Source organism: Halanaerobacter jeridensis (assembly GCF_016908315.1).
Lineage (GTDB): Bacteria > Bacillota > Halanaerobiia > Halobacteroidales > Halobacteroidaceae > Halanaerobacter > Halanaerobacter jeridensis.
Map to the genome: position 1 here is coordinate 113,937 of NZ_JAFBDQ010000007.1, position 19,311 is coordinate 133,247.

20 protein-coding genes and 1 pseudogene are annotated in these 19,311 nt (G+C 30.3%); all 21 read left to right on the forward strand.

Features of this window, described 5'->3' with window-relative positions; translation table 11 throughout:
* Positions 1-105 precede the first annotated feature (105 nt).
* On the forward strand, positions 106-1,509 hold the full coding sequence (locus JOC47_RS08420; RefSeq protein ID WP_204701629.1) for a type VI secretion system Vgr family protein: 1,404 nt from the start codon (positions 106-108) through the stop codon (positions 1,507-1,509).
* Between the two features lie 210 nt (positions 1,510-1,719).
* Positions 1,720-1,914 (forward strand): nucleotidyltransferase family protein, encoded by a 195-nt coding sequence (locus JOC47_RS08425; RefSeq protein ID WP_204701630.1) that lies wholly within the window; start codon positions 1,720-1,722, stop codon positions 1,912-1,914.
* A gap of 659 nt (positions 1,915-2,573) precedes the next feature.
* Positions 2,574-3,353 carry an IclR family transcriptional regulator gene (locus JOC47_RS08430; RefSeq protein WP_204701631.1) on the forward strand — a complete coding sequence of 260 codons (780 nt, stop codon included), beginning with the start codon at positions 2,574-2,576 and terminating at the stop codon, positions 3,351-3,353.
* Between the two features lie 398 nt (positions 3,354-3,751).
* Positions 3,752-4,804, forward strand: a complete 1,053-nt coding sequence (locus JOC47_RS08435; RefSeq protein ID WP_204701632.1) for a TRAP transporter substrate-binding protein — start codon at positions 3,752-3,754, stop codon at positions 4,802-4,804.
* Positions 4,805-4,867: 63 nt separating this feature from the next.
* Positions 4,868-5,365, forward strand: coding sequence for a TRAP transporter small permease (locus JOC47_RS08440; protein WP_204701633.1), 498 nt, complete (start codon positions 4,868-4,870; stop codon positions 5,363-5,365).
* 17 nt (positions 5,366-5,382) lie between these two features.
* Complete coding sequence (locus tag JOC47_RS08445; protein ID WP_204701634.1) at positions 5,383-6,672, forward strand: TRAP transporter large permease; 1,290 nt, start codon at positions 5,383-5,385, stop codon at positions 6,670-6,672.
* 19 nt (positions 6,673-6,691) lie between these two features.
* Positions 6,692-7,588, forward strand: a complete 897-nt coding sequence (locus JOC47_RS08450; RefSeq protein ID WP_204701635.1) for a dihydrodipicolinate synthase family protein — start codon at positions 6,692-6,694, stop codon at positions 7,586-7,588.
* A gap of 13 nt (positions 7,589-7,601) precedes the next feature.
* A complete protein-coding gene (rpiB, locus tag JOC47_RS08455) occupies positions 7,602-9,038 on the forward strand; it encodes a ribose 5-phosphate isomerase B (RefSeq protein ID WP_204701636.1) in 1,437 nt (478 codons plus the stop codon).
* 61 nt (positions 9,039-9,099) lie between these two features.
* Positions 9,100-10,050: a PfkB family carbohydrate kinase gene (locus tag JOC47_RS08460; protein WP_204701637.1), complete on the forward strand. Its 951-nt coding sequence runs from the start codon at positions 9,100-9,102 to the stop codon at positions 10,048-10,050.
* Between the two features lie 16 nt (positions 10,051-10,066).
* Entirely contained in the window at positions 10,067-10,714 is a 648-nt protein-coding gene (locus tag JOC47_RS08465) for a bifunctional 4-hydroxy-2-oxoglutarate aldolase/2-dehydro-3-deoxy-phosphogluconate aldolase (RefSeq protein WP_204701638.1), read from the forward strand.
* A gap of 39 nt (positions 10,715-10,753) precedes the next feature.
* The gene (locus JOC47_RS08470; RefSeq protein WP_204701639.1) at positions 10,754-11,203 is read left to right on the forward strand and encodes a NanQ anomerase/TabA/YiaL family protein; all 450 of its coding nucleotides are present in this window, start codon (positions 10,754-10,756) and stop codon (positions 11,201-11,203) included.
* Positions 11,204-11,229: 26 nt separating this feature from the next.
* On the forward strand, positions 11,230-12,378 hold the full coding sequence (gene dgoD, locus JOC47_RS08475) for a galactonate dehydratase (protein WP_204701640.1): 1,149 nt from the start codon (positions 11,230-11,232) through the stop codon (positions 12,376-12,378).
* A gap of 24 nt (positions 12,379-12,402) precedes the next feature.
* Entirely contained in the window at positions 12,403-14,124 is a 1,722-nt protein-coding gene (gene ilvD / locus JOC47_RS08480) for a dihydroxy-acid dehydratase (RefSeq protein ID WP_204701641.1), read from the forward strand.
* A gap of 375 nt (positions 14,125-14,499) precedes the next feature.
* A complete protein-coding gene (locus JOC47_RS08485; protein WP_204701642.1) occupies positions 14,500-14,763 on the forward strand; it encodes a stage V sporulation protein S in 264 nt (87 codons plus the stop codon).
* 203 nt (positions 14,764-14,966) lie between these two features.
* The gene (locus JOC47_RS08490; protein WP_338035339.1) at positions 14,967-15,563 is read left to right on the forward strand and encodes an ATP-binding response regulator; all 597 of its coding nucleotides are present in this window, start codon (positions 14,967-14,969) and stop codon (positions 15,561-15,563) included.
* An 85-nt stretch (positions 15,564-15,648) separates the two neighbouring features.
* A complete protein-coding gene (locus JOC47_RS15725) occupies positions 15,649-15,774 on the forward strand; it encodes a hypothetical protein (RefSeq protein WP_275579399.1) in 126 nt (41 codons plus the stop codon).
* A gap of 755 nt (positions 15,775-16,529) precedes the next feature.
* Entirely contained in the window at positions 16,530-17,162 is a 633-nt protein-coding gene (locus tag JOC47_RS08495; protein ID WP_204701644.1) for an EAL and HDOD domain-containing protein, read from the forward strand.
* Positions 17,163-17,177: 15 nt separating this feature from the next.
* Positions 17,178-17,744, forward strand: a pseudogene (locus tag JOC47_RS08500) (EAL and HDOD domain-containing protein); the annotation flags it as partial.
* Between the two features lie 99 nt (positions 17,745-17,843).
* The gene (locus JOC47_RS08505) at positions 17,844-18,146 is read left to right on the forward strand and encodes a hypothetical protein (RefSeq protein ID WP_204701645.1); all 303 of its coding nucleotides are present in this window, start codon (positions 17,844-17,846) and stop codon (positions 18,144-18,146) included.
* A 328-nt stretch (positions 18,147-18,474) separates the two neighbouring features.
* The gene (locus tag JOC47_RS08510) at positions 18,475-18,852 is read left to right on the forward strand and encodes a hypothetical protein (RefSeq protein ID WP_204701646.1); all 378 of its coding nucleotides are present in this window, start codon (positions 18,475-18,477) and stop codon (positions 18,850-18,852) included.
* Between the two features lie 24 nt (positions 18,853-18,876).
* Complete coding sequence (locus tag JOC47_RS08515) at positions 18,877-19,152, forward strand: hypothetical protein (protein WP_204701647.1); 276 nt, start codon at positions 18,877-18,879, stop codon at positions 19,150-19,152.
* Positions 19,153-19,311: the final 159 nt, after the last annotated feature.

Below are 19,311 nucleotides of genomic sequence, written 5' to 3' on the forward strand. Positions count from 1 at the left end.
TTAAAAATAGAAGAATCTTTTTTTATTGTTTTATTAATAAATATTGTAAATTATATCAAAATGTAGTTAAATCTAATGGGGATAATCAGTTCAGGAGGGATAAAGTTGAAAGAAGAAAAAATATTAAATCAAGGTGGAGTTATAGTAGAAGAGATTGAATATGAACAGTTGTATAATTTAAGAATTAAAAAAGGAATAAATAAGCATGACCGACTTTATATTAGTGGCTTGATTTCAGATAAACAGCGTGATAAATATATTAAATCTACTACTGTAGGAAATACAATTACAGTTAAAATTAAAGGAACAGGTGCTGTTGTTTTTAAGGGATTAGTAGAGGAAATTGATTTAACAACAAGGAAGAATAATTATTTTATAAAGATATATGGTTTGGCAGAAACTTATAATTTAGATATTAAGAAGAAAAGTTTTTCTTTTCAAGAAACGGGCATATCATATAAAAAATTGATTAATAAAGTTCTAAAATCTTATTCTGAAGTTGATTTCAAAGATAAAGCTAGTGAAGGAGAAAACAAGGAAAACTTGCTAGTCCAGTATCAGGAGACAGATTGGGAATTTTTAAAGCGAATAGCATCTCGATTTAATACGGGACTTGTTCCTGATAGTTCAGGTGAAGGAATTAGGTTTCATTTTGGTGTGCCTAAGGGTAGGAAAACAATCAAGATAGAAGATACAGATTATGATGTCAGCAAGAAATTAAGAACTTCACAAGAAATTAAAGAAAATTATCAAGAAGGAGTTAAAGATAAAGACTTTGTTGATTATACACTTCAAATTAGAGATGTGAAAAAAATTAATGCTTTAGCTTTAGGTACGAAAGTGCAATTTAGCAATCAAAATTTGTTCGTAAAAGATATTGCTTTAGAAGTTAAAAACGGCAATTTAGTTGGAGAATATATAATGACAAAAAAGAAAGGCTTAGCTCAAGAAGAAATTATTAACCCTAATCTAATTGGGTTAAGTATTTTAGGTCAAGTGTTAGAAGTAAAGCAAGACCAGATTAAGGTGCATTTAGAAATAGACGAAGAGCAGTCTAAATCTAAAGCGATTTTATTTAAATATTGCACCGATTATACTTCGGAAGGGGATACAGGATTTTATACAATGCCTGAAAAGGGGGATCATGTACTGCTATATGTGCCTGATGAATATGAAAAGAATGCAGTAATTACTGCGGCTGTAAGGAAAGAAATTAAAGGTAGTGATAAAGTAAGTGATCCTAAAATTAAATATTTTAGAACTAAATATGGAAAAGAGATAGCCTTCAAGGAAAAAGAAATAATGATTACAGGTGAAGATGAACACGTATTAATTAAAATTAATGAAGAAGATGGGATTGAATTATTGAGTAAGCATGATGTAAAAATAAACAGTAAGAAAAAAATCAAACTAGATGCTAAAAAAGCAATTGAAATGAAATGCAAAGGCAGTAAAATAAAGTTAGATGGTAAAGTAAATGTGCAGGGTAGTGAAGTGACTATTAATTAGTTTACTTAAAAGGTATTTGAAGAGAGTAAATTTTAGTTGAAGTAAATTAAACTCCATTTGCTATAAAAAAAGTTAAGTTATTATTATTCCAAATAATTTAAGCAAATGGAGTTATCAAAATTTATAATTAAATTTATTTTTTGAATATTGAATTACTTTTAAAATCGAATTAAATAAGATATAATAATTAATATAGAGTGGTGACTAATTATGGATTTGACCACCTATGAAAATGAAATCCAGAAAATTTGTGAGGAAGAAGATGTTTCGGTAATGGGAGTGTTTGGATCAGTAGCAAGAGGAGAAGAAAGAAGAGATAGTGATATTGATATTATTATTGAATACAATCATGATGATAAAAGTTTATTTGACTTAATTAGATTTGGAAGTCAATGCATTTTTTAAACAAATGTAAATTTAAGCTTAATATTAATAAGAATATAGATATTCGTGAATTGGACAAAACAATTAAGGAAGCAATATTAATTTTAGCACCTGTATATATAAAATATATTATTAGTAATGATTACAAATTACTATTGATATTTTTTGTAAACAAAGATATAATGTAAATACAATGATTATAAGAGTATAAAACTATAAGAAAGGGTGATTTGATTATGTTTAAATCTGTATCTAATTTAATTAAAAAAGGTGTTGGAGGAATTATTAAGCTAGCAGATAGTGAAATGAAAGCAAGAAAAAAATCAGATTCTAATCATTTAGTATAAGCAAATAAGAAGATAGTAATATATATTTTTAAATTTAAGAATATACAGAATATAAAAAGGAGGATTCCCTTTAGAATCCTCCTTTTTATATTGTTTAAGATTTAAATTGAATGTCATTATATTTAATTGGGTAAAGATAAAAATAAGTCATTTATAATGTAAATCAAGTAGAGAATTGTTAATGTTATTTTCATTTGATATACTTAGTTATGCATGAATTTATTTTTGGGAGGATCTTTAATTTATTTGCAGGAATTTTAAGAAAAATATTTAATTAATTGAATAACGAAACTTAGTTTTATTATAAAAAACAAAAGTGGAAGGGGAATTATTATGAGAAACAAACCAAACAATTTAGTTAAATCTGTAAATCGGTCAGTTAATATATTAGAAGAGTTGTCAAAATATGAAGATGGATTGGGGGTAACAGAACTAAGTAATAGATTAGATGTTCACAAAAGTTCAGTGCATAGGTTGTTATCAACTTTATTGTATAGGGGTTTGGTTGAACAGAATGAAGAAAATGGCAAGTATGAATTAGGATTAAAAATATTTGAATTAGGAAGTAGAATATTTAATGAGCTAGAAGTTCGAGAATATGCAAAACCATATTTAGAACAGTTAGTTAAAAAAACTAATGAAACAGTTCATTTAGTTACTTTAGACCAAGGAGAAGTTTTATATCTTGATAAGGTGAGTAGTCCAGAAACTATTACTATGGCTTCACAAATTGGTGCTAGAGCTCCAATTCATTCTACAGCAGTTGGTAAAGCAATAGCTGCTCATTTAGAAGAAAAAAGAGTAGAAGAAATAATTAGCAAGAAGGGGATGCCTAAGCGTACTGAAAATACTATTACTGAACTTGAAGAATTCAAAGAAAATTTGGGATTAATTAGGGAAAGAGGATATGCTATAGATGAAATAGAAAATGAAGCAGGAATTAGATGTATAGCAGCGCCAATTTTTGATTATGATGGCAAAGTAGTAGCTGCAGTTAGTATTTCAGGTCCAACTATAAGGGTTACTCAAGACCGAATTTCTAATTTAGCGAATCAAGTTACAGAAACGGGATTACAAATTTCTTATCGATTGGGTTATAATCCTAATCAATAAATTAATAGTTTAACCTTAAATTTAATATTAATTATTTCTGAGATAATTTTATTCAAAGTTTGACACTTAATCTATATTACCTTATAATATAATTACAGTGAATATGAAACGAAGTTTTTTAATAAGAAACAACAAGTTAATTAATTTTATAAGTTCATTATTTAAATTATAACATAGTTTTATAATTTAATATATTTTTCTTCATAAGGAGGTGAGGTGAGTAGCACCTAAAAAATTTTAATTATTTTGCGAAACTAAGTTTTATAATACAAAACTATATAATATAAGCTTATAATTTTACAAGCCTACTATAACCTATATTTTAAATTCTGATATGGGTGAAGTAGGTTTTTATTATTTTAGAAAACTATATTTCACAAACCTAAGGGGGAATCAAAATGTTTAATAAGAAATTTGCATCAATTGCTTTAGTTTTAGTTTTAGTGGCAGGTTCAATTTTAGCTATTACTGGTGAGGCTGAAGCTATATTTGGTATATTTGGTGGCGATGAAAAGAAAGAAAAGACATATACAATTCGAGCTGGTATTGGACTGAATGATAAATCTGCTCAGTATAAGGCATTAGAAAAATGGAAGCAGATGGTTGAAAAAAGAAGTGATGGGCGCATCAAAATGGAATTATATCATTCTAGCCAACTTGGAGATGATCGTGAAATGATGGAAGCTTTACAATTAGGAACTCAAGAGGTAACTTGTCCGTCCACTGCTCCAATTGGTGAATTTGTAGAAGGTTTTAAAGTATTTGATTTACCATTTTTATTCCCAAATAATGAAGCAGCAGATTATGTATTAGATAGTAAGATTGGTCAAAACTTACTTAAAAAACTAGAGGATGAAGGCATGATTGGTTTAGCTTATTGGGAAAATGGGTTCCGTCACTTAACTAATAGTAAAAGACCGGTTAAAACTCCTGAAGATATTAAAGGATTAAAAGTAAGAACTATGGAGAATCCAATGCATTTAGCTGCATGGAGAGAAATGGGAGCTAATCCAACTCCAATGGCTTTTGGTGAGTTATTCTCTGCTATGCAGCAAGGAGTTGTAGATGGTCAGGAAAATCCATGGGGAACAATTTATCTGCAGAACTTTTATGAAGTTCAGGATTATGTAACGAATACTGGTCACGTTTATTCTCCATTTGTACTAATGGTTTCTGAGAAATTTTATGATAAGTTGCCAAGCGATCTACAAACGATGCTTAGAAAAACAGCTAAAGAAGTTAAAGAATATCAAAGAAGAATAAATCGAGAAATGAATGCTGAATATAGAAAGAAATTAAAAGAAAAGATGAATGTAACTATATTATCTTCTGAACAAAAAAGTGCATTTAAAAAGGCAGTACAACCTGTTTATGATGAATATAAAGAAGAAATCGGTGCTGACTTAGTTGATTCAGTATTACAAAAGGTAGAAGAATACCAACAACAATAGTTAATTAAAAAATAAAAAGGAGAGGATTTTTTCCTCTCCTTTTTAATAAAGGAGGTGGAGAAAATGCTTAAAAAAATTTATAAATTATATAAATACTTTGTGATGGCTATTACTGTGGCTGTGATGGTGATTGTTAATATTAATGTATTTTATCGTTATGTTTTAAATCATTCTTTAGGTTGGGCTTCTGAATTATCACGATATATTTTTATTTGGGTAACCTTTTTAGGAGCAGCATTAGCTTATGATAAGAATGAACATGTAGGATTAAGTTTTATAATAAATATGTTACCTGAAAAAATAAGGCCTATAGTTGAATTAATAGGAGATATATTAATTTTAATTGTTTTAGGAGTTTTATTCAAAACAGGAATTACCGTTTTTAATGTCACTAATAATACCTCTCCAGCTTTAGGATTGAGATTAGGTAATGTTTATTCAGTTGTTCCTTTTAGTATGTTAGTAATGATTGCTATAAATTTAGGAAAAATAAAGCAGAGAATTAATAATATATTAAAAAATTTTAGATCTGATAATAAAGATAAAAAAATTAATGGGTGAGAGGAGGCGTATCTACATTGCTATGGTTGTTTTTAGGCACTTTATTTTTCTTCGTGTTTTTAGGTATTCCTGTTGCTTTTAGCTTAGGATTATCTAATTTGATAATTATGTCTGCTATGGATTTTGATTTTATAATTTTAGCTAAAAAAATGATATCTGGAATTAATAATTTTCCCCTATTGGCAATTCCATTTTTTATGTTTGTAGGAAAAGTAATGAACACAGGGGGGATAGCTAAAAGACTAGTAAGGTTTGCAGATTCTTTAGTTGGTTTTATTACTGGGGGATTAGGACACGTTAATATTTTAGCTAGTATGTTCTTTGGTGGTATTTCTGGTTCAGCGATTGCTGATACTGCAGCAATTGGTGGATTGCTAATTCCACCTATGGTAGAAGAAGATTATCCTCCTAAATATTCAGGAGCAATTACTGCTTCTTCAGCTGTAATAGGAATTATTATTCCCCCTAGTATTCCTTTTATTTTGTATGGGATTACAACTAATACTTCAATTGCTGGATTATTTATGGGTGGAATAATTCCAGGAATTATTGTGGGAACTGCTTTAATGTTTACTACTTATGTTACGACTAAGAAGAATAATTATGGTAATGCAGAAGCTACTGCTAATAAAAGTTTTAGTATTGAAGAATTAATTTCTAGCTTCAAAGAAGCAAGTTTAGCTTTATTGTTGCCATTATTAATTGTAGGAGGGATTTTGGGAGGAATATTTACTGCTACAGAAGCAGGAGCAATCGCAGTTGTTTTGGCTTTGATTTTAGCAATGGGAGTTTATAAAGAAATTGAATTTAATGATTTGCCAGATTTGTTATTAGAAACAGCTAAGGTTACAGCAACTGTATTATTTTTATGTGGAATGGCAATGGTAACAGCTTGGTTATTAACAACTGCTAGAGTTCCTTATCAATTAGCTAATTTAATTACTAGTATTGCTAATAATCAAATAGCAATTATGTTAATGATCAATGTATTATTATTAACAGTAGGTTGTGTTATGGATTTAACTCCAGCTTTATTAATTTTAGCTCCGATTCTATTACCTGTAGTAAAGCAACTTGGAATTAGTCCAATTTATTTTGGGGTTATTATGTGTATTAATTTAGGAATTGGTTTGATAACTCCACCAGTAGGGACAGTACTTTATGTTGCATGTGGCGTAGCTGATGTGAAAATGGAAGAACTAGTTAAATCTATATTACCATTTTTAATTACTTTATTAGCTATATTAATTTTATTAATTGTTTTCCCACAATTAGTAATGTTTATTCCTAATTTAGTAATGGGATAAATTGGGAAGGAGGATTATTATGAGAAAATTAGAGGGGGTAATTCCCCCAATGGTCACTTTATTTAATAATAATAAAGAAATTGATTGGACTGCTAATCGTAATTTAGTGAATTATTTAATTAAGAAAGGAATAGATGGAATATTTGTTTTAGGAAGTTTGGGTGAATTTACTCATTTGACTGTAACGGAGCGTAAAAAGTATATAAAGTTTATTGTAGAGGAAGTTAATAATAGAGTTCCTGTTTTAGTAGGGGTGGGCCATACTTCTACTGATATAGCAATTGAGTTAAGTAAAGATGCTCAGAATGTAGGAGCAGATTATTTAGTAGTAGTAACTCCTTATTATTGGGAATTAGATGATGAAGCTATTATAAATCACTATCAAAAAGTTGCTGAAGCAACTGATCTACCAATCATTATTTATAATTATCCAGATTTAACAGGTATAAATATGGGAATAAATGTGATTAAAAAAATTGTTGCAAGAAATGATAATGTAGTGGGAATTAAAGATACTATAGATAGTTTAACTCATATTCATAAATTAATTAATAAAATTAAAACTAGAGAAGATGATTTTAGTGTATTAGTAGGCTTAGATAATTATTTCCTATCTGGTTTAATTGCAGGAGCAGATGGAATGATTGGTGGGAGTGCTAATTTTATCCCTAGGTTAGGAAAAGAAATTTTTGAGAATTTTCAGTCTGGAAAATTAGAAGAGGCAGCTAAAAAACAACAAAAAATTAATATATTAAGTAATATTTATAGTCTAGCTAATCCTCCAATTTCTATAGTAAAAGAAGCTATTAATTTAAAAACTCCTTTAAATGTGTCTAATATAGTTCGAAGCCCAGCACTAAAAAGGGATTTGTTTGCTAAGAATAAATTAGAAGAGTTATTATTAGAAAATAAATGAAGGGTGTAAATTTATGATTGCAATAGGTGCAGACCATGCTGGATTTAAATTAAAGGAATTAATAAAAGATTATTTTGATCGAAAACAAATTGTTTATCAAGATTTTGGTACTTTTGATGATGAAAGGGTGGATAGTGTTGATATTGCCAAAACTGTTTGTGAAAAAATAAGAAATGAAGATTACAATAAAGGGATTTTGATTTGTGGTACAGGGATTGGCATGTCAATTACTGCTAATAAGATTCCTGGTATTCGTGCAGCGTTAGTAGAGAATGTATATTCTGCTAGAACAAGTAAAAGACATAATGATGCTAATGTTATTTGTATTGGAGCTAGGGTTTCTGGTTTTTCTTTAGTAAAAGAAATGATAAATTGCTGGCTGCAGGCAGATTTTGATGCACAAACAAGACGAATTCGCAGAAAGAATAAGATTCAATCTCTTGAACAGGAATATAATAAGGAGGAGTTCATAATGTCTAAATTTAAAGTGATGGTTACGGATTATGAATATGAAACTTTAGAGTATGAAGAAAAAATATTAAAAGAGATTGATGCTGAATTTCTGAAGGCTCAAGCTAGAACTCAAGAAGAAGTTATAGAAGCAGCGCCAAAAGATGTAGATGGTTTATTAGTGCAGTATGCTCAAATTGGAGAAGAAGTATTTAAAGCTTTACCACAGTTAAAAGTTGTAGCTAGATATGGAATAGGGGTAGATACAGTAGATTTAGAAGCAGCAACTGATCATGGAGTAAATGTTGTTAACGTTGCAGAATATTGTCAAGATGAAGTATCTGATCAAGCTCTGTCTTTACTATTAGCTTGTGCTAGAAAAACAGTATTATTGAATAATGACGTTAAGAGTGGGAATTGGGATTTCAGTATTGCAAAGCCAATTTATCGTTTGCGAGATAGAACTTTAGGAATTGTTGGTTTTGGTAAAATCCCACGTAAATTAGCAGATAAGGCTACAGCTTTAGGATTAGAATTATTAGTTCATGACCCTTTTGTAGAAAAAGAAGTAACAGAAAAATATGATGTAGAATTAGTTGAATTAGATAAATTAATGAAAAAGTCAGATTTTATATCAATTCATGTACCTTTAAATGAGAACACAAAACATATGATTAGTACTAAAGAATTTGAGTTAATGAAAGAATCATCCTTTATTATTAATACCGCTAGAGGAGCAGTAATAGATGAGGAGGCATTAATTGCAGCTTTAAAAGATAATGAGTTAGCTGGAGCTGCTTTAGATGTAACAGAGCAAGAGCCAATTACAAAGGATAACCCATTGTTAGAAATGGATAATGTAATTATAACTCCACATGTTGGCTGGTATTCGGAGGATGCACAAATTGAATTACAGACTAGAGCTGCTGAAGGGGTTGCTGACGTGTTGATGGGGAATAAACCTAAATATTTAGTAAATCAAGAGGTATTAGAAAAATAGATTAGTAGAATTACAGAAAAATTATAACTTTAGATAACTAATAAAACCAAGGAGGGATATTGTGTTAGATGTAGTTACTTTTGGTGAAACGATGGTAATGATGAATCCAGTAGAATCTGGAAATCTAAAATATATTTATGATTATAAGAAGCAGTTAGGAGGGGCCGAAAGTAATTTTGCTATTAGTTTATCTAGATTAGGGCACCAAGTAGGTTGGTTTAGTAAGTTGGGCAAAGACCCGCATGGTGAATATATTAAATCTTTTATTCAAGGTGAAGGAGTAGATACCTCTCAAGTTAAATTCACTTCTCAGGCACCAACCGGCTTATTTTTTAAAGAAAGAAAGGAACTGGGCGAAAGCAATGTTTATTATTACAGACATAATTCAGCAGCTAGTAAGATGAAGCCAGAAGATTTATCAGAGGAATATATTAGTCAGGCTAAATATTTACATTTAACAGGAATTACACCAGCATTAAGTGATTCTTGTTATAAAACGATTTTGGAAGCAATTAATATAGCTAAAGAAAATAATGTTAATATTTCTTTCGATCCTAATCTACGTTTAAAACTATGGAGTAAAGAAAAAATGAATGAAGTAATGCTAGATTTATTTGAAAAAGTAGATATTGTATTACCTGGTATCGAAGAAGGAGAAATTTTATTAGGTACAGATAACCCCACTGAAATAGCTGATGAAATTTTAGATTTAGGTGCTGAAATTGTGGTAGTTAAATTAGGAGCAGAAGGGGCTTTAGTTGCTAATAAGAATAATAAAGAGAAAGTAGCAGGCTACAACGTCGAAAAAGTTGTAGATCCAATCGGAGCAGGAGATGGTTTTGCAGCTGGATTTATTTCGGCTCAATTAAGAGGAAAAGATTTAGTAGAATCTACTAAATTAGCAAATGCAGTAGGAGCATTTGCTACTACAGTTATTGGAGACGTAGAGGGTTTGCCTACTAGAGAAGAGGTCGAAATATTTACTGGAAAAAAAGATGTTATTAATAGGTAATAAAAGGGGGGGTAAAATGAGAAAAGAACGGACTTTAAAAAAAATAACTGATAGCGGAGTGGTAGCAGTAATTAGAGGTATGGAAGCTGATAAAGTAGTTAATGTAGTTGATGCATTATTAGAAGGAGGAGTAAAAGCTTTAGAAATAACTTTGAATACAGATGGGGCTATAGATTTAATTGAAGAAATAACAAATAGAGTAGAGGACACAGAAGCTATTGTGGGAGCGGGAACAGTATTAGATGGTGAGACAGCTAGAGCTGCTATTTTAGCTGGAGCTGAATTTGTATTTGCTCCTAATTTAAATCAAGATGTAATCGAAGTTTGTAATCGTTATGGCAAATTAGTTATTCCAGGAGTTATGACGCCAACTGAAATTGTTAATGCTTATGAATCTGGAGCGGATTTAGTAAAAGTATTTCCAGCAGGAGTTATGTCTCCTGAATATATAAAAAGTATTAAAGGTCCTTTAGACCATATTCCTATGATGCCTACAGGAGGGGTTAGTTTAGATAATGCAGAAGACTTTATTAAAGCTGGAGTAGAAGCCCTTGGAGTTGGAGGAGCACTAATGAATGAAGCAGCTATAAAAAATAAAAATTATGAAGTTATAACTGAAAAAGCTAAACAATTAACTAAAGTTGTAGAAGATGCTAGAAAATAATTATCTAAAGAGATATAGATTTAAAAGGAGCGGATTAATATGATTACTGATAGTTTAAGTAATGCTTCATGTTATTACGAGATTAATGAAAGATTGGAAAAAGCATTTGAATTTCTAGAAGAGAATGATTTTTCAAAGTGGAAAGATGGAAAATATGAAATAGATAATGATGATATATTTGCTATAGTAGACTCTTATCAAACTAAACCTCAAGAAGAGGGGGTATGGGAGGCACATCGTGAATATATTGATATTCAATATATTAGCGAGGGAACGGAGTTAATAGGTTATTCTAATATAGATACAATGAATCTTAATGAATATGATAAAAATAATGATTTCTTAACATTTGAAGGTGCTGGAGATTTTTTTAGAGTTAAACCAGGGAATTTTGTAGTTTTCATGCCACAAGATGTCCATATGCCTGCTATTAATATTAATGATAGTCAAAATGTAAAAAAAGTAATTATTAAAGTTAAAATTAATTAGTTAGAAATTTAAAAGTGGTGATAAATATGAAAATTACTAATCTAGAAACTTTTATTCTTCCTCCACGCTGGTTATTTTTAAAGATAGAAACGGATGAAGGTATTAGTGGTTGGGGAGAACCAATAGTTGAGGGAAGAGCTAAAACAGTAGAAACTGCTGTGGAAGAATTAAGTGATTATTTACTTGACCAGGATCCATTGAGAATAGAAGATCATTGGCAGGTTTTATACCGAGGGGGTTTTTATCGTGGCGGGCCAATTTTAATGAGTGCTATTGCGGGAATTGATCAAGCCCTATGGGATATTAAAGGTAAATATTATGATGCTTCTATTCATGAACTGTTGGGTGGAGCTTGTCGAGATTCAATTAAAGTTTATTCTTGGATTGGTGGTAATAGACCGAGTAATGTGGGGGAAGAAGCTAAAAAAAGAGCTGAATCAGGGTTTACTGCTATAAAGATGAATGCAACGCAAGAATTACAATATATTGATTCTAATAAAAAGTTAGAAGCAGTAGTAAATAGAGTTGCTGCAGTGCGAGAGACAGTAGGAAAAGATTTTGGTATTGGAATTGATTTTCATGGGCGAGTTCACAAAGCAATGGCTAAAACATTAGCTAAAGAATTAGAAGCTTATAATCCAATGTTTATTGAAGAACCTGTATTACCTCAAAATAATGATGCCCTAGAGGAAATTTCTAAGCAGAGTAAAATTCCTATTGCTACTGGCGAAAGAATGTTTTCCCGTTGGGATTTTAAAGATCTATTGGCTTCTGGTTATGTAGATGTTATTCAACCAGATCTCTCTCATGCTGGAGGTATTACAGAATGTAAAAAAATAGCTTCTATGGCTGAGGCTTATGATGTTGCAGTAGCTTTTCACTGTCCTTTGGGGCCAATTGCTTTGGCATCTTGTTTACAAGTAGATGCAACAGCACACAATGCTTATATTCAAGAGCAAAGTTTAGGTATACATTATAATCAAGATAGTGATATATTAGATTATTTAGTTGATCCATCTGTATTTGATTATCAAGATGGATATGTAGATATTCCCCAAGGTCCGGGCTTAGGAATTGAAATTGATGAAAAACAGGTACGAAAAAAATCAGAGCAAGGACATAATTGGAAGAATCCAGTTTGGAGACATGATGATGGCACAGTGGCAGAATGGTAACAAGATATAAAAAGGGGTGAAAATATGTTAAAGAGCCAAAAATTGAGAAAAGTAGGAGTTGAAATAGACCCTTTAAGAATGGGAGCAGGTTGGGATAGAGAAGATTTATCTAAACCGCAAATTTTAGTAGATAGCACTTATGGAGAAAGTCATCCAGGTAGTTTTCATCTAGATAGAGTAGTTGATGAAATAGCTCATGGGGTAGAGAATGTAGGTGCTAGACCAGCTCAGTTTACAGTAACTGATATCTGTGATGGAATTGCTCAAGGTCATGATGGAATGAACTATTCTTTAGTTTCTCGAGAAACTATTGCTAATATGGTTGAAATTCATGCGTTAGGTCATCCTTATGATGGAGTTATATTTAGTTCTTCTTGCGATAAAGCTATTCCCGCTCATTTAATGGCGGCAGCGAGAGTAGATATGCCAACTATTCATGTGCCGGGAGGAACAATGAGTCCAGGGGAAGATGGTTTGACTTTAGAACAGATAGGTACTTATGCTGCCAAATTAGAGCGAGGAGAAATTACGGAGGAAGAATTTCAAGAGTACCAGAGGGAAGCTTGTCCAAATTGTGGTTCTTGTCAATTTATGGGGACTGCTAATACTATGCAAGTGGTTTCCGAAGCTTTAGGTTTAGCTTTACCTGGCTCAGCTTTGGCCCCAACAAAAGATGAGGTACTTGATAATTTAGCAAAACGGGCAGGAGAAGGAATTTTGAATTTAGTCGAAGAAGATATTAGACCAAGTGATATTTTAACTAAAAAATCATTTGAGAATGCAATTATGCTTCATGCAGCAATTGCTGGCTCTACAAATGTTTTATTACATATCCCAGCTATAGCTTATGAAGCAGGTATTGAAATTGAAGCAGAATTGTTTGATGAAATTCATAATCGGACTCCTTATTTGGCTAATGTAATACCAAGTGGGGAACATGCTTGTGAGGCTTTATGGTATGCTGGAGGTGTTCCAGCATTGATGGAAGAAATAAAAGACTTATTACATTTAGACCAAATGACAGTAACAGGTAAAACTATAGGAGAAAATTTAGAAGAATTAAGGAAAAAAGGATTTATTGAAAATTGTCGTTCTAAATTTAAAGAGAATTATTCGGTGGAAATAAGAGATGTCTTAAAGAGTAGAGAAAATCCTATTTCTGAGGCAGGTGCAGTAGCAATTTTAAAGGGGAATCTAGCTCCAGAAGGTGCTGTGGTTAAACATTCTGCAGTAGCTCAGGAAATGCATGATCATGTTGGTCCAGCTCGTGTTTTTGATTGTGAAGAAAATGCAAGAGATGCAATTATGAATCAAGATATTGAACCAGGTGATGTTATCTTCATTCGTTATGAAGGGCCAAAAGGAACGGGAATGCCTGAAATGTTTTATACCACAGAGGCAATTGCATCTGACCCTGAGTTAGTGTCTACTACTGCTTTGATTACGGACGGACGTTATTCTGGAGCTACTAGAGGACCAGCAATTGGTCATGTTTCCCCTGAGGCTGCTAATGGTGGACCAATTGCTTTAGTAAAAGAGGGGGATTTAATTAAAATTAATATTCCAGAACGTAAATTAGAAATTGTAGGAATCAATGGAAAGAAGAAATCAGCTGATGAAATTAAAGAAGTATTGGAAACTAGAAAAGAAGAATGGAAGAAGCCAGATGTAGGAGCAGAAAAAGGAGTTTTATCTCAGTATGCTAAGTTAGCTACTTCTCCAATGAAAGGTGGTTACATGAAGTAACTTTAATCCATTCCATTTTTTAACTGCGGCATTTGCCGCAGTTCTTTTTGTGTGCTTTGTAATCTATGCGTATAGTAGGTGTAAGTCCTATCTATTCTGGAAGAATGGATAATATGGTTGAGATATTGGGGCACTTACAGACGAAACTGGTGGGCTTCCCGCCGGTTTTTTTAATTTAATAAAGAAATGGTAGGAGATTGGTTTGTCGTCATCTTTACACTGAGATTGTTGCTTCCTATTTATTTTAGGGGAACTATTTTTTGTAAAATGCTATATTTTCAATATATTAGAAATAGGGCAGGAACTTGTATTAGTATATAGAAGAATAAAATTAGAAGGAAAAGTTTTAAATTACTCAAATGAGGAGGAAAATATATGGAATTATTAAAGGTAGCATCAAAATCAGATCCTAAAGCTGTAGCAGGAGCTTTAGCTGGAGTAATAAGAGAAGAAGGAACAGTAGAATTACAAGCAGTAGGTGCTGGAGCTTTAAATCAAGCTGTAAAAGCAATAGCTATTGCACGAGGTTATGTTGCTCCTAGTGGTGTGGATTTATATTGTATTCCTGGTTTTGCGGATATTGAAATTGAAGGAGAAGAACGGACAGCTATTAAATTAATTATCAAATCAAGAGATTAAAATTGTAGTGATTACTTTAGCAGATGATATTTTAATATTAGATAAGCTAGAATTAATTTATTATCCCTCTGCTGATTGAGGAAAAGAGGTGTTATTATGGGGGAAATAGAAGAGTTGAGAGAAGAAAATAAAAGATTAAAGGAAAAAATAAAATCCTTGCAAGAAGAAAATGATTTAGTAAAGAGAAAGTCATAGATACTGGAATTCCTCCTGAAGAGCAAGAATATGTTTTCGGATCTTTTAATCAGCAATCTAGTACAACTGAGCAGGGGACAGGCTTAGGGTTAGCAATTACTAAGCGATTAACTGAAATGATGAATGGTAAAATTAATTTAGAGAGTGAAGTAGGAGAGGGTAGTATATTTGAAATAGAGTTTAATAGGGTTGAATATGAGCAGAAACGAGAAACAGATTCTAAAGATAAATCAATTGATCAAGAGGTAGAATTTAATTCTGCTCAGATTTTAGTTGTTGATGATATTGCTTCTAATAGAAAATTACTAACCTCTATTTTAAAAGAAGAAAATTTAGAATCAGTAACTGCTTCTAATGGAGCAGAAGCGATAGAGTTGGCTAAAGAGCAGAAGTTTGATTTGATTTTAATGGATTTAAAGATGCCTGAAGTTGATGGATATCAAGCTTTAACCCAAATCAAAGAAGAAGGATTAAATCAATCTACTCCAGTGTTAGTTTTGACTGCTTCAGTAACTAAAGAAGAAATTAAAGAGGTTAATGATGTTGAATTTGATGCCTTTTTATCTAAGCCAATCAAAAGGGAGGTTGAAGCAGTTGCAAAATAATAATGTAAAATTATTCAAATCAAGGTAAAAAACTTTTTAATTTGTTGCCTAAATATAGGGTAACCTATATTTAGGAGGTGATAGAATGAAATATTTTAAAAGCTATAAAAAATCAATCCCAAATATTAAAAAGGAGGGTGGTGAAAATCCTGCTTATAGCAAAGACTATGTATATTCTAGATACAGGAAAAGGTTGTTGGAAATCGCTTAATAATTATAACCTGATAAAAAGAATCAATTTTCAAATAGCTTATATAGGGCAAAGCACCACGTAGAGAAAGGACTTTGCCTAGAATGTAAATTTAGGGACAGGTAACACTTGTATCTTTCTAGCACCTTGATATTTTAGATATTAAGGGCAGTAGTGAAGATTATAATCAAGCGATTATACCTAACACAATCTAATCCTGTATGATTGTGGTCTATGTATATTTTTGCATAGATTTTTATAAGCAGGATTTATTTGAATTATTAAGGAACTATTTATCTACTGAAAGAAGAGAAGAATGACTATTAGATTTACAAATTTTGATATTATTTAAAAATGAAAATTGATTTTAGTTTAAGCCCATTATTAATAATGGGCTTAATTATTTTTTTTGAATATTTTAATTGAATATTTCAATTAAAAGTTAAAAAATAGATAGTTAACTAAATTGAGAAATAAATTAATATATAATATATTTTGACTTAATTTGTAAAAAAATAAAGGAAATTAAGATTTTTTAAGGAAATAATAAAATAGAATCGTTAATCAAATATCAAAAAATACTTAATTATTATGTTGTAGATCATAATGAGCGAATTATGAAGTTGACAAAAAAGTTTTCTGAAAGATTTAATTTATCAGTTAAAGATAAAGGAAGAATATTTAAAAATTTATTTACCCCTAAAGTAGTAAATATGTTTCAAAAAGTTGAAAATAATTAAATAATATTATATTTAATTTTGGTAGGAGGGATAAAATTGGAATCTTATGTAGCAAGACAACCTATTTTCGATCAAAATAAAGAAGTATATGCGTATGAATTATTATATAGAGGTGCAGGTGATAATATTAACAAGGATTTTGATGGTGATGATGCTACTTCTGAAGTTTTAACTAACACTTTCAGCAATATCGGGATTGAAACTATTACCAAAGGAAAAAAAGCTTTTATAAATTTCACGTCTAATTTATTGGAAAAAGAAATACATAGTTTGTTTGATGATGATATTTTAGTAGTAGAAATATTAGAAGATGTAAAAATCACTAAAGAAGTTGTTAAAACTTGTTGTAATATGAAAAAAGAAGATTATATTATAGCGTTAGATGATTTTGTTTTTGATTCTAGTTATAGGCCATTATTAAAAATTGCTGACATTATAAAAGTTGATTTTTTAATCACCTCTAAACAAGAAAGAAAAGATATTGTTGATTTAGCAAATAATTATAATATTAAACTATTAGCAGAAAAAGTAGAAACTAAAAAAGAATTTAAAGAAGCAAAAAAGATGGGGTATAATTATTTTCAAGGTTATTTTTTCGAAAAGCCAGAGATATTAGAAGGAAAAGATTTACCAGTTTATCCGACTAATTATTTTCAAGGTTTAAATTAATTAAATAAAGATACACCTGATTTTGATAAAATAGCTAAAATAATTAAGCAAGATATGTCCCTTTCTTATAAATTATTGAGTATTATAAATTCAGCTGCTTTTAGTTTTAGTCAAGAAATAGAGTCAATTAAACATGCAATAGTACTTTTAGGAATTGAAGAGGTGAAGAAATGGTTTGATTTAGTAGTTGTTAAAGAGTTAGCTGATGATAAACCTAAAGAAATTATTAGACAATCGTTAATTCGAGCTCGGATGTCTGAACTTTTAGGTCAAAAATCAAATTGTGGGCTGGAAAATTCAAAGTTATTTATGATGGGGTTATTTTCTATGATTGATGTTTTGATGGGTAGAAATTTAGAAGAGGTATTAAGTGAATTACCACTTGCTAAAGATATTAAAGATGCTTTATTAGGAAAGAAAGTTGTTTTGAATAACTTCTATCAATTAGTTATTTCTTATGAAGAGGGAGAATGGGAAAAAGTTAATCTTTTTATTGATAAATTAGGTTTAAATAAAGAATTAGTTAGTGATGCCTTTTTAGAGGCAATAGATTGGACAGAAGAAATATTAAAATCCACATAAGAATTGTTATAAATGGCTTAAATATACAAAGACTAATTGACAAATTTAAAATATAGAGTCCCTTTAGATTTTTAAATTTCTTCGGAGGAGGAGATAAAAGTGAATCAGTGTCCCTTATATCCCAAGTGTCCATTATCAGATGAAATATTATCAACAGAAAATATTAAATTGATTAGAGAATATCTTGATATTCCTGGCGTGTTAACAAAAGAGGGGTTAACTAAATCATATAAAGATAAATATTGTGATGGAAATCATTCAAAATGTGCTCGATTTCAAGTTGCAAAAAATTTAGGTTTGGCATCTGTTCCAGATGATTTATTACCTCATCAAAATAATAAAGCTCAAAAAATAATAAAAAGGCAAAGTAAAAAATATTTTTATTGCTTAATGGAAGAATAGAATCTGATATATCACGATTCCAATCTTCTTTCCTATACCATTTTTATATTTTGAACTGGTGGATTTTCCGCCGTTTTTTTTATTTTTTGACTATTTTTTTTATATTGAGAGGGCATCTGAGAATAAATAATTAAAGTAGTTATAATAAAAAAGGGGGCGCAAAACTAATAATTTAATAAAAAGAGGCGAATTTTATGTTTGAAAAAACAGATTTTTTATTTTGGTTTAATTTGTAAAAAAATAAAGGATTATTGTGTTTTTTAGCGAATTTACATAATTAGAATTTAAATTCTGTCTTTATTATTTCATGATTATAGGGGTGATAAATGTGAATGAAGAATATTCCCAGATATTATTTGCAGAGGTGTTTAATGAATTAACTACTCCACTATTGGTTTTAAATGAAGATTTTGAAGTTACAGCATCTAATAGTCAATTTAAAGAGGAATATAAATATGATAGCCAAACTGTAGTTGATTTCACTAATTCAATATCTGCTAAAGATAGAACAAGAGTTCATAATGAGTTAGTACTCTTATTTAATACTCCTAAAAACAAGTCTTATTTGACTGATGTTACGATTAAGAAATTCAATTATAATGTTAGAGTCGATATTGAGATTAAACTATTAACCAAAACAGGCGAAGTATTAGTTATTATTGATGAAGGGATATTAGGAGATAGCAATACTCATATACCTCTATAATTAAAATCATGAGGGGTGATTTTTATGTCCATGTGCCCACTTTATTATAGGTGTCCTTTAGCAGATGAAATATTATTGGCTGATAATGTGGAATTAATAAAAGAGTATCTTAAAACTCCGGGAGTATTAACTAGTGAGGGATTAAGTGAATGCTATGAGAGTAAATATTGTAAATCTAATTATAGAGAATGTGCTCGATTTAATGTAATTAAAGAAGTAGGTTTTGATCACTTACCTGAAGATTTATTGCCTCATCAAGAAATGAGATCCAATGAAATAATCGATGATGTATTAGAGTAAATAGACTAAAAAATACGTAATGTAATATTAATTTTATTTATTAATCATTCAAAATATAAAATTTCAATCTCACCCCTCTTATTTCTTAGAGGGGTGTTTAATGTGAAAAATAAAGGGAATTGATTATTTTTAAAGAATAATTAATTTTGTAATCTTTAG

Excerpts from the sequence above, each read along its gene's own strand:
- JOC47_RS08425 (WP_204701630.1), top strand. The coding sequence starts at position 1,720 with ATGGATTTGACCACCTATGAAAATGAAATCCAGAAAATTTGTGAGGAA.
- JOC47_RS08440 (WP_204701633.1), top strand. The coding sequence starts at position 4,868 with ATGCTTAAAAAAATTTATAAATTATATAAATACTTTGTGATGGCTATT.
- JOC47_RS08470 (WP_204701639.1), top strand. The coding sequence starts at position 10,754 with ATGATTACTGATAGTTTAAGTAATGCTTCATGTTATTACGAGATTAAT.
- JOC47_RS08515 (WP_204701647.1), top strand. The coding sequence starts at position 18,877 with ATGTCCATGTGCCCACTTTATTATAGGTGTCCTTTAGCAGATGAAATA.
- dgoD (WP_204701640.1), top strand. The coding sequence starts at position 11,230 with ATGAAAATTACTAATCTAGAAACTTTTATTCTTCCTCCACGCTGGTTA.
- rpiB (WP_204701636.1), top strand. The coding sequence starts at position 7,602 with ATGATTGCAATAGGTGCAGACCATGCTGGATTTAAATTAAAGGAATTA.
- JOC47_RS08430 (WP_204701631.1), top strand. The coding sequence starts at position 2,574 with ATGAGAAACAAACCAAACAATTTAGTTAAATCTGTAAATCGGTCAGTT.
- JOC47_RS08465 (WP_204701638.1), top strand. The coding sequence starts at position 10,067 with ATGAGAAAAGAACGGACTTTAAAAAAAATAACTGATAGCGGAGTGGTA.
- JOC47_RS08435 (WP_204701632.1), top strand. The coding sequence starts at position 3,752 with ATGTTTAATAAGAAATTTGCATCAATTGCTTTAGTTTTAGTTTTAGTG.
- JOC47_RS08485 (WP_204701642.1), top strand. The coding sequence starts at position 14,500 with ATGGAATTATTAAAGGTAGCATCAAAATCAGATCCTAAAGCTGTAGCA.
- JOC47_RS08450 (WP_204701635.1), top strand. The coding sequence starts at position 6,692 with ATGAGAAAATTAGAGGGGGTAATTCCCCCAATGGTCACTTTATTTAAT.
- ilvD (WP_204701641.1), top strand. The coding sequence starts at position 12,403 with ATGTTAAAGAGCCAAAAATTGAGAAAAGTAGGAGTTGAAATAGACCCT.
- JOC47_RS15725 (WP_275579399.1), top strand. The coding sequence starts at position 15,649 with ATGAAATATTTTAAAAGCTATAAAAAATCAATCCCAAATATTAAAAAG.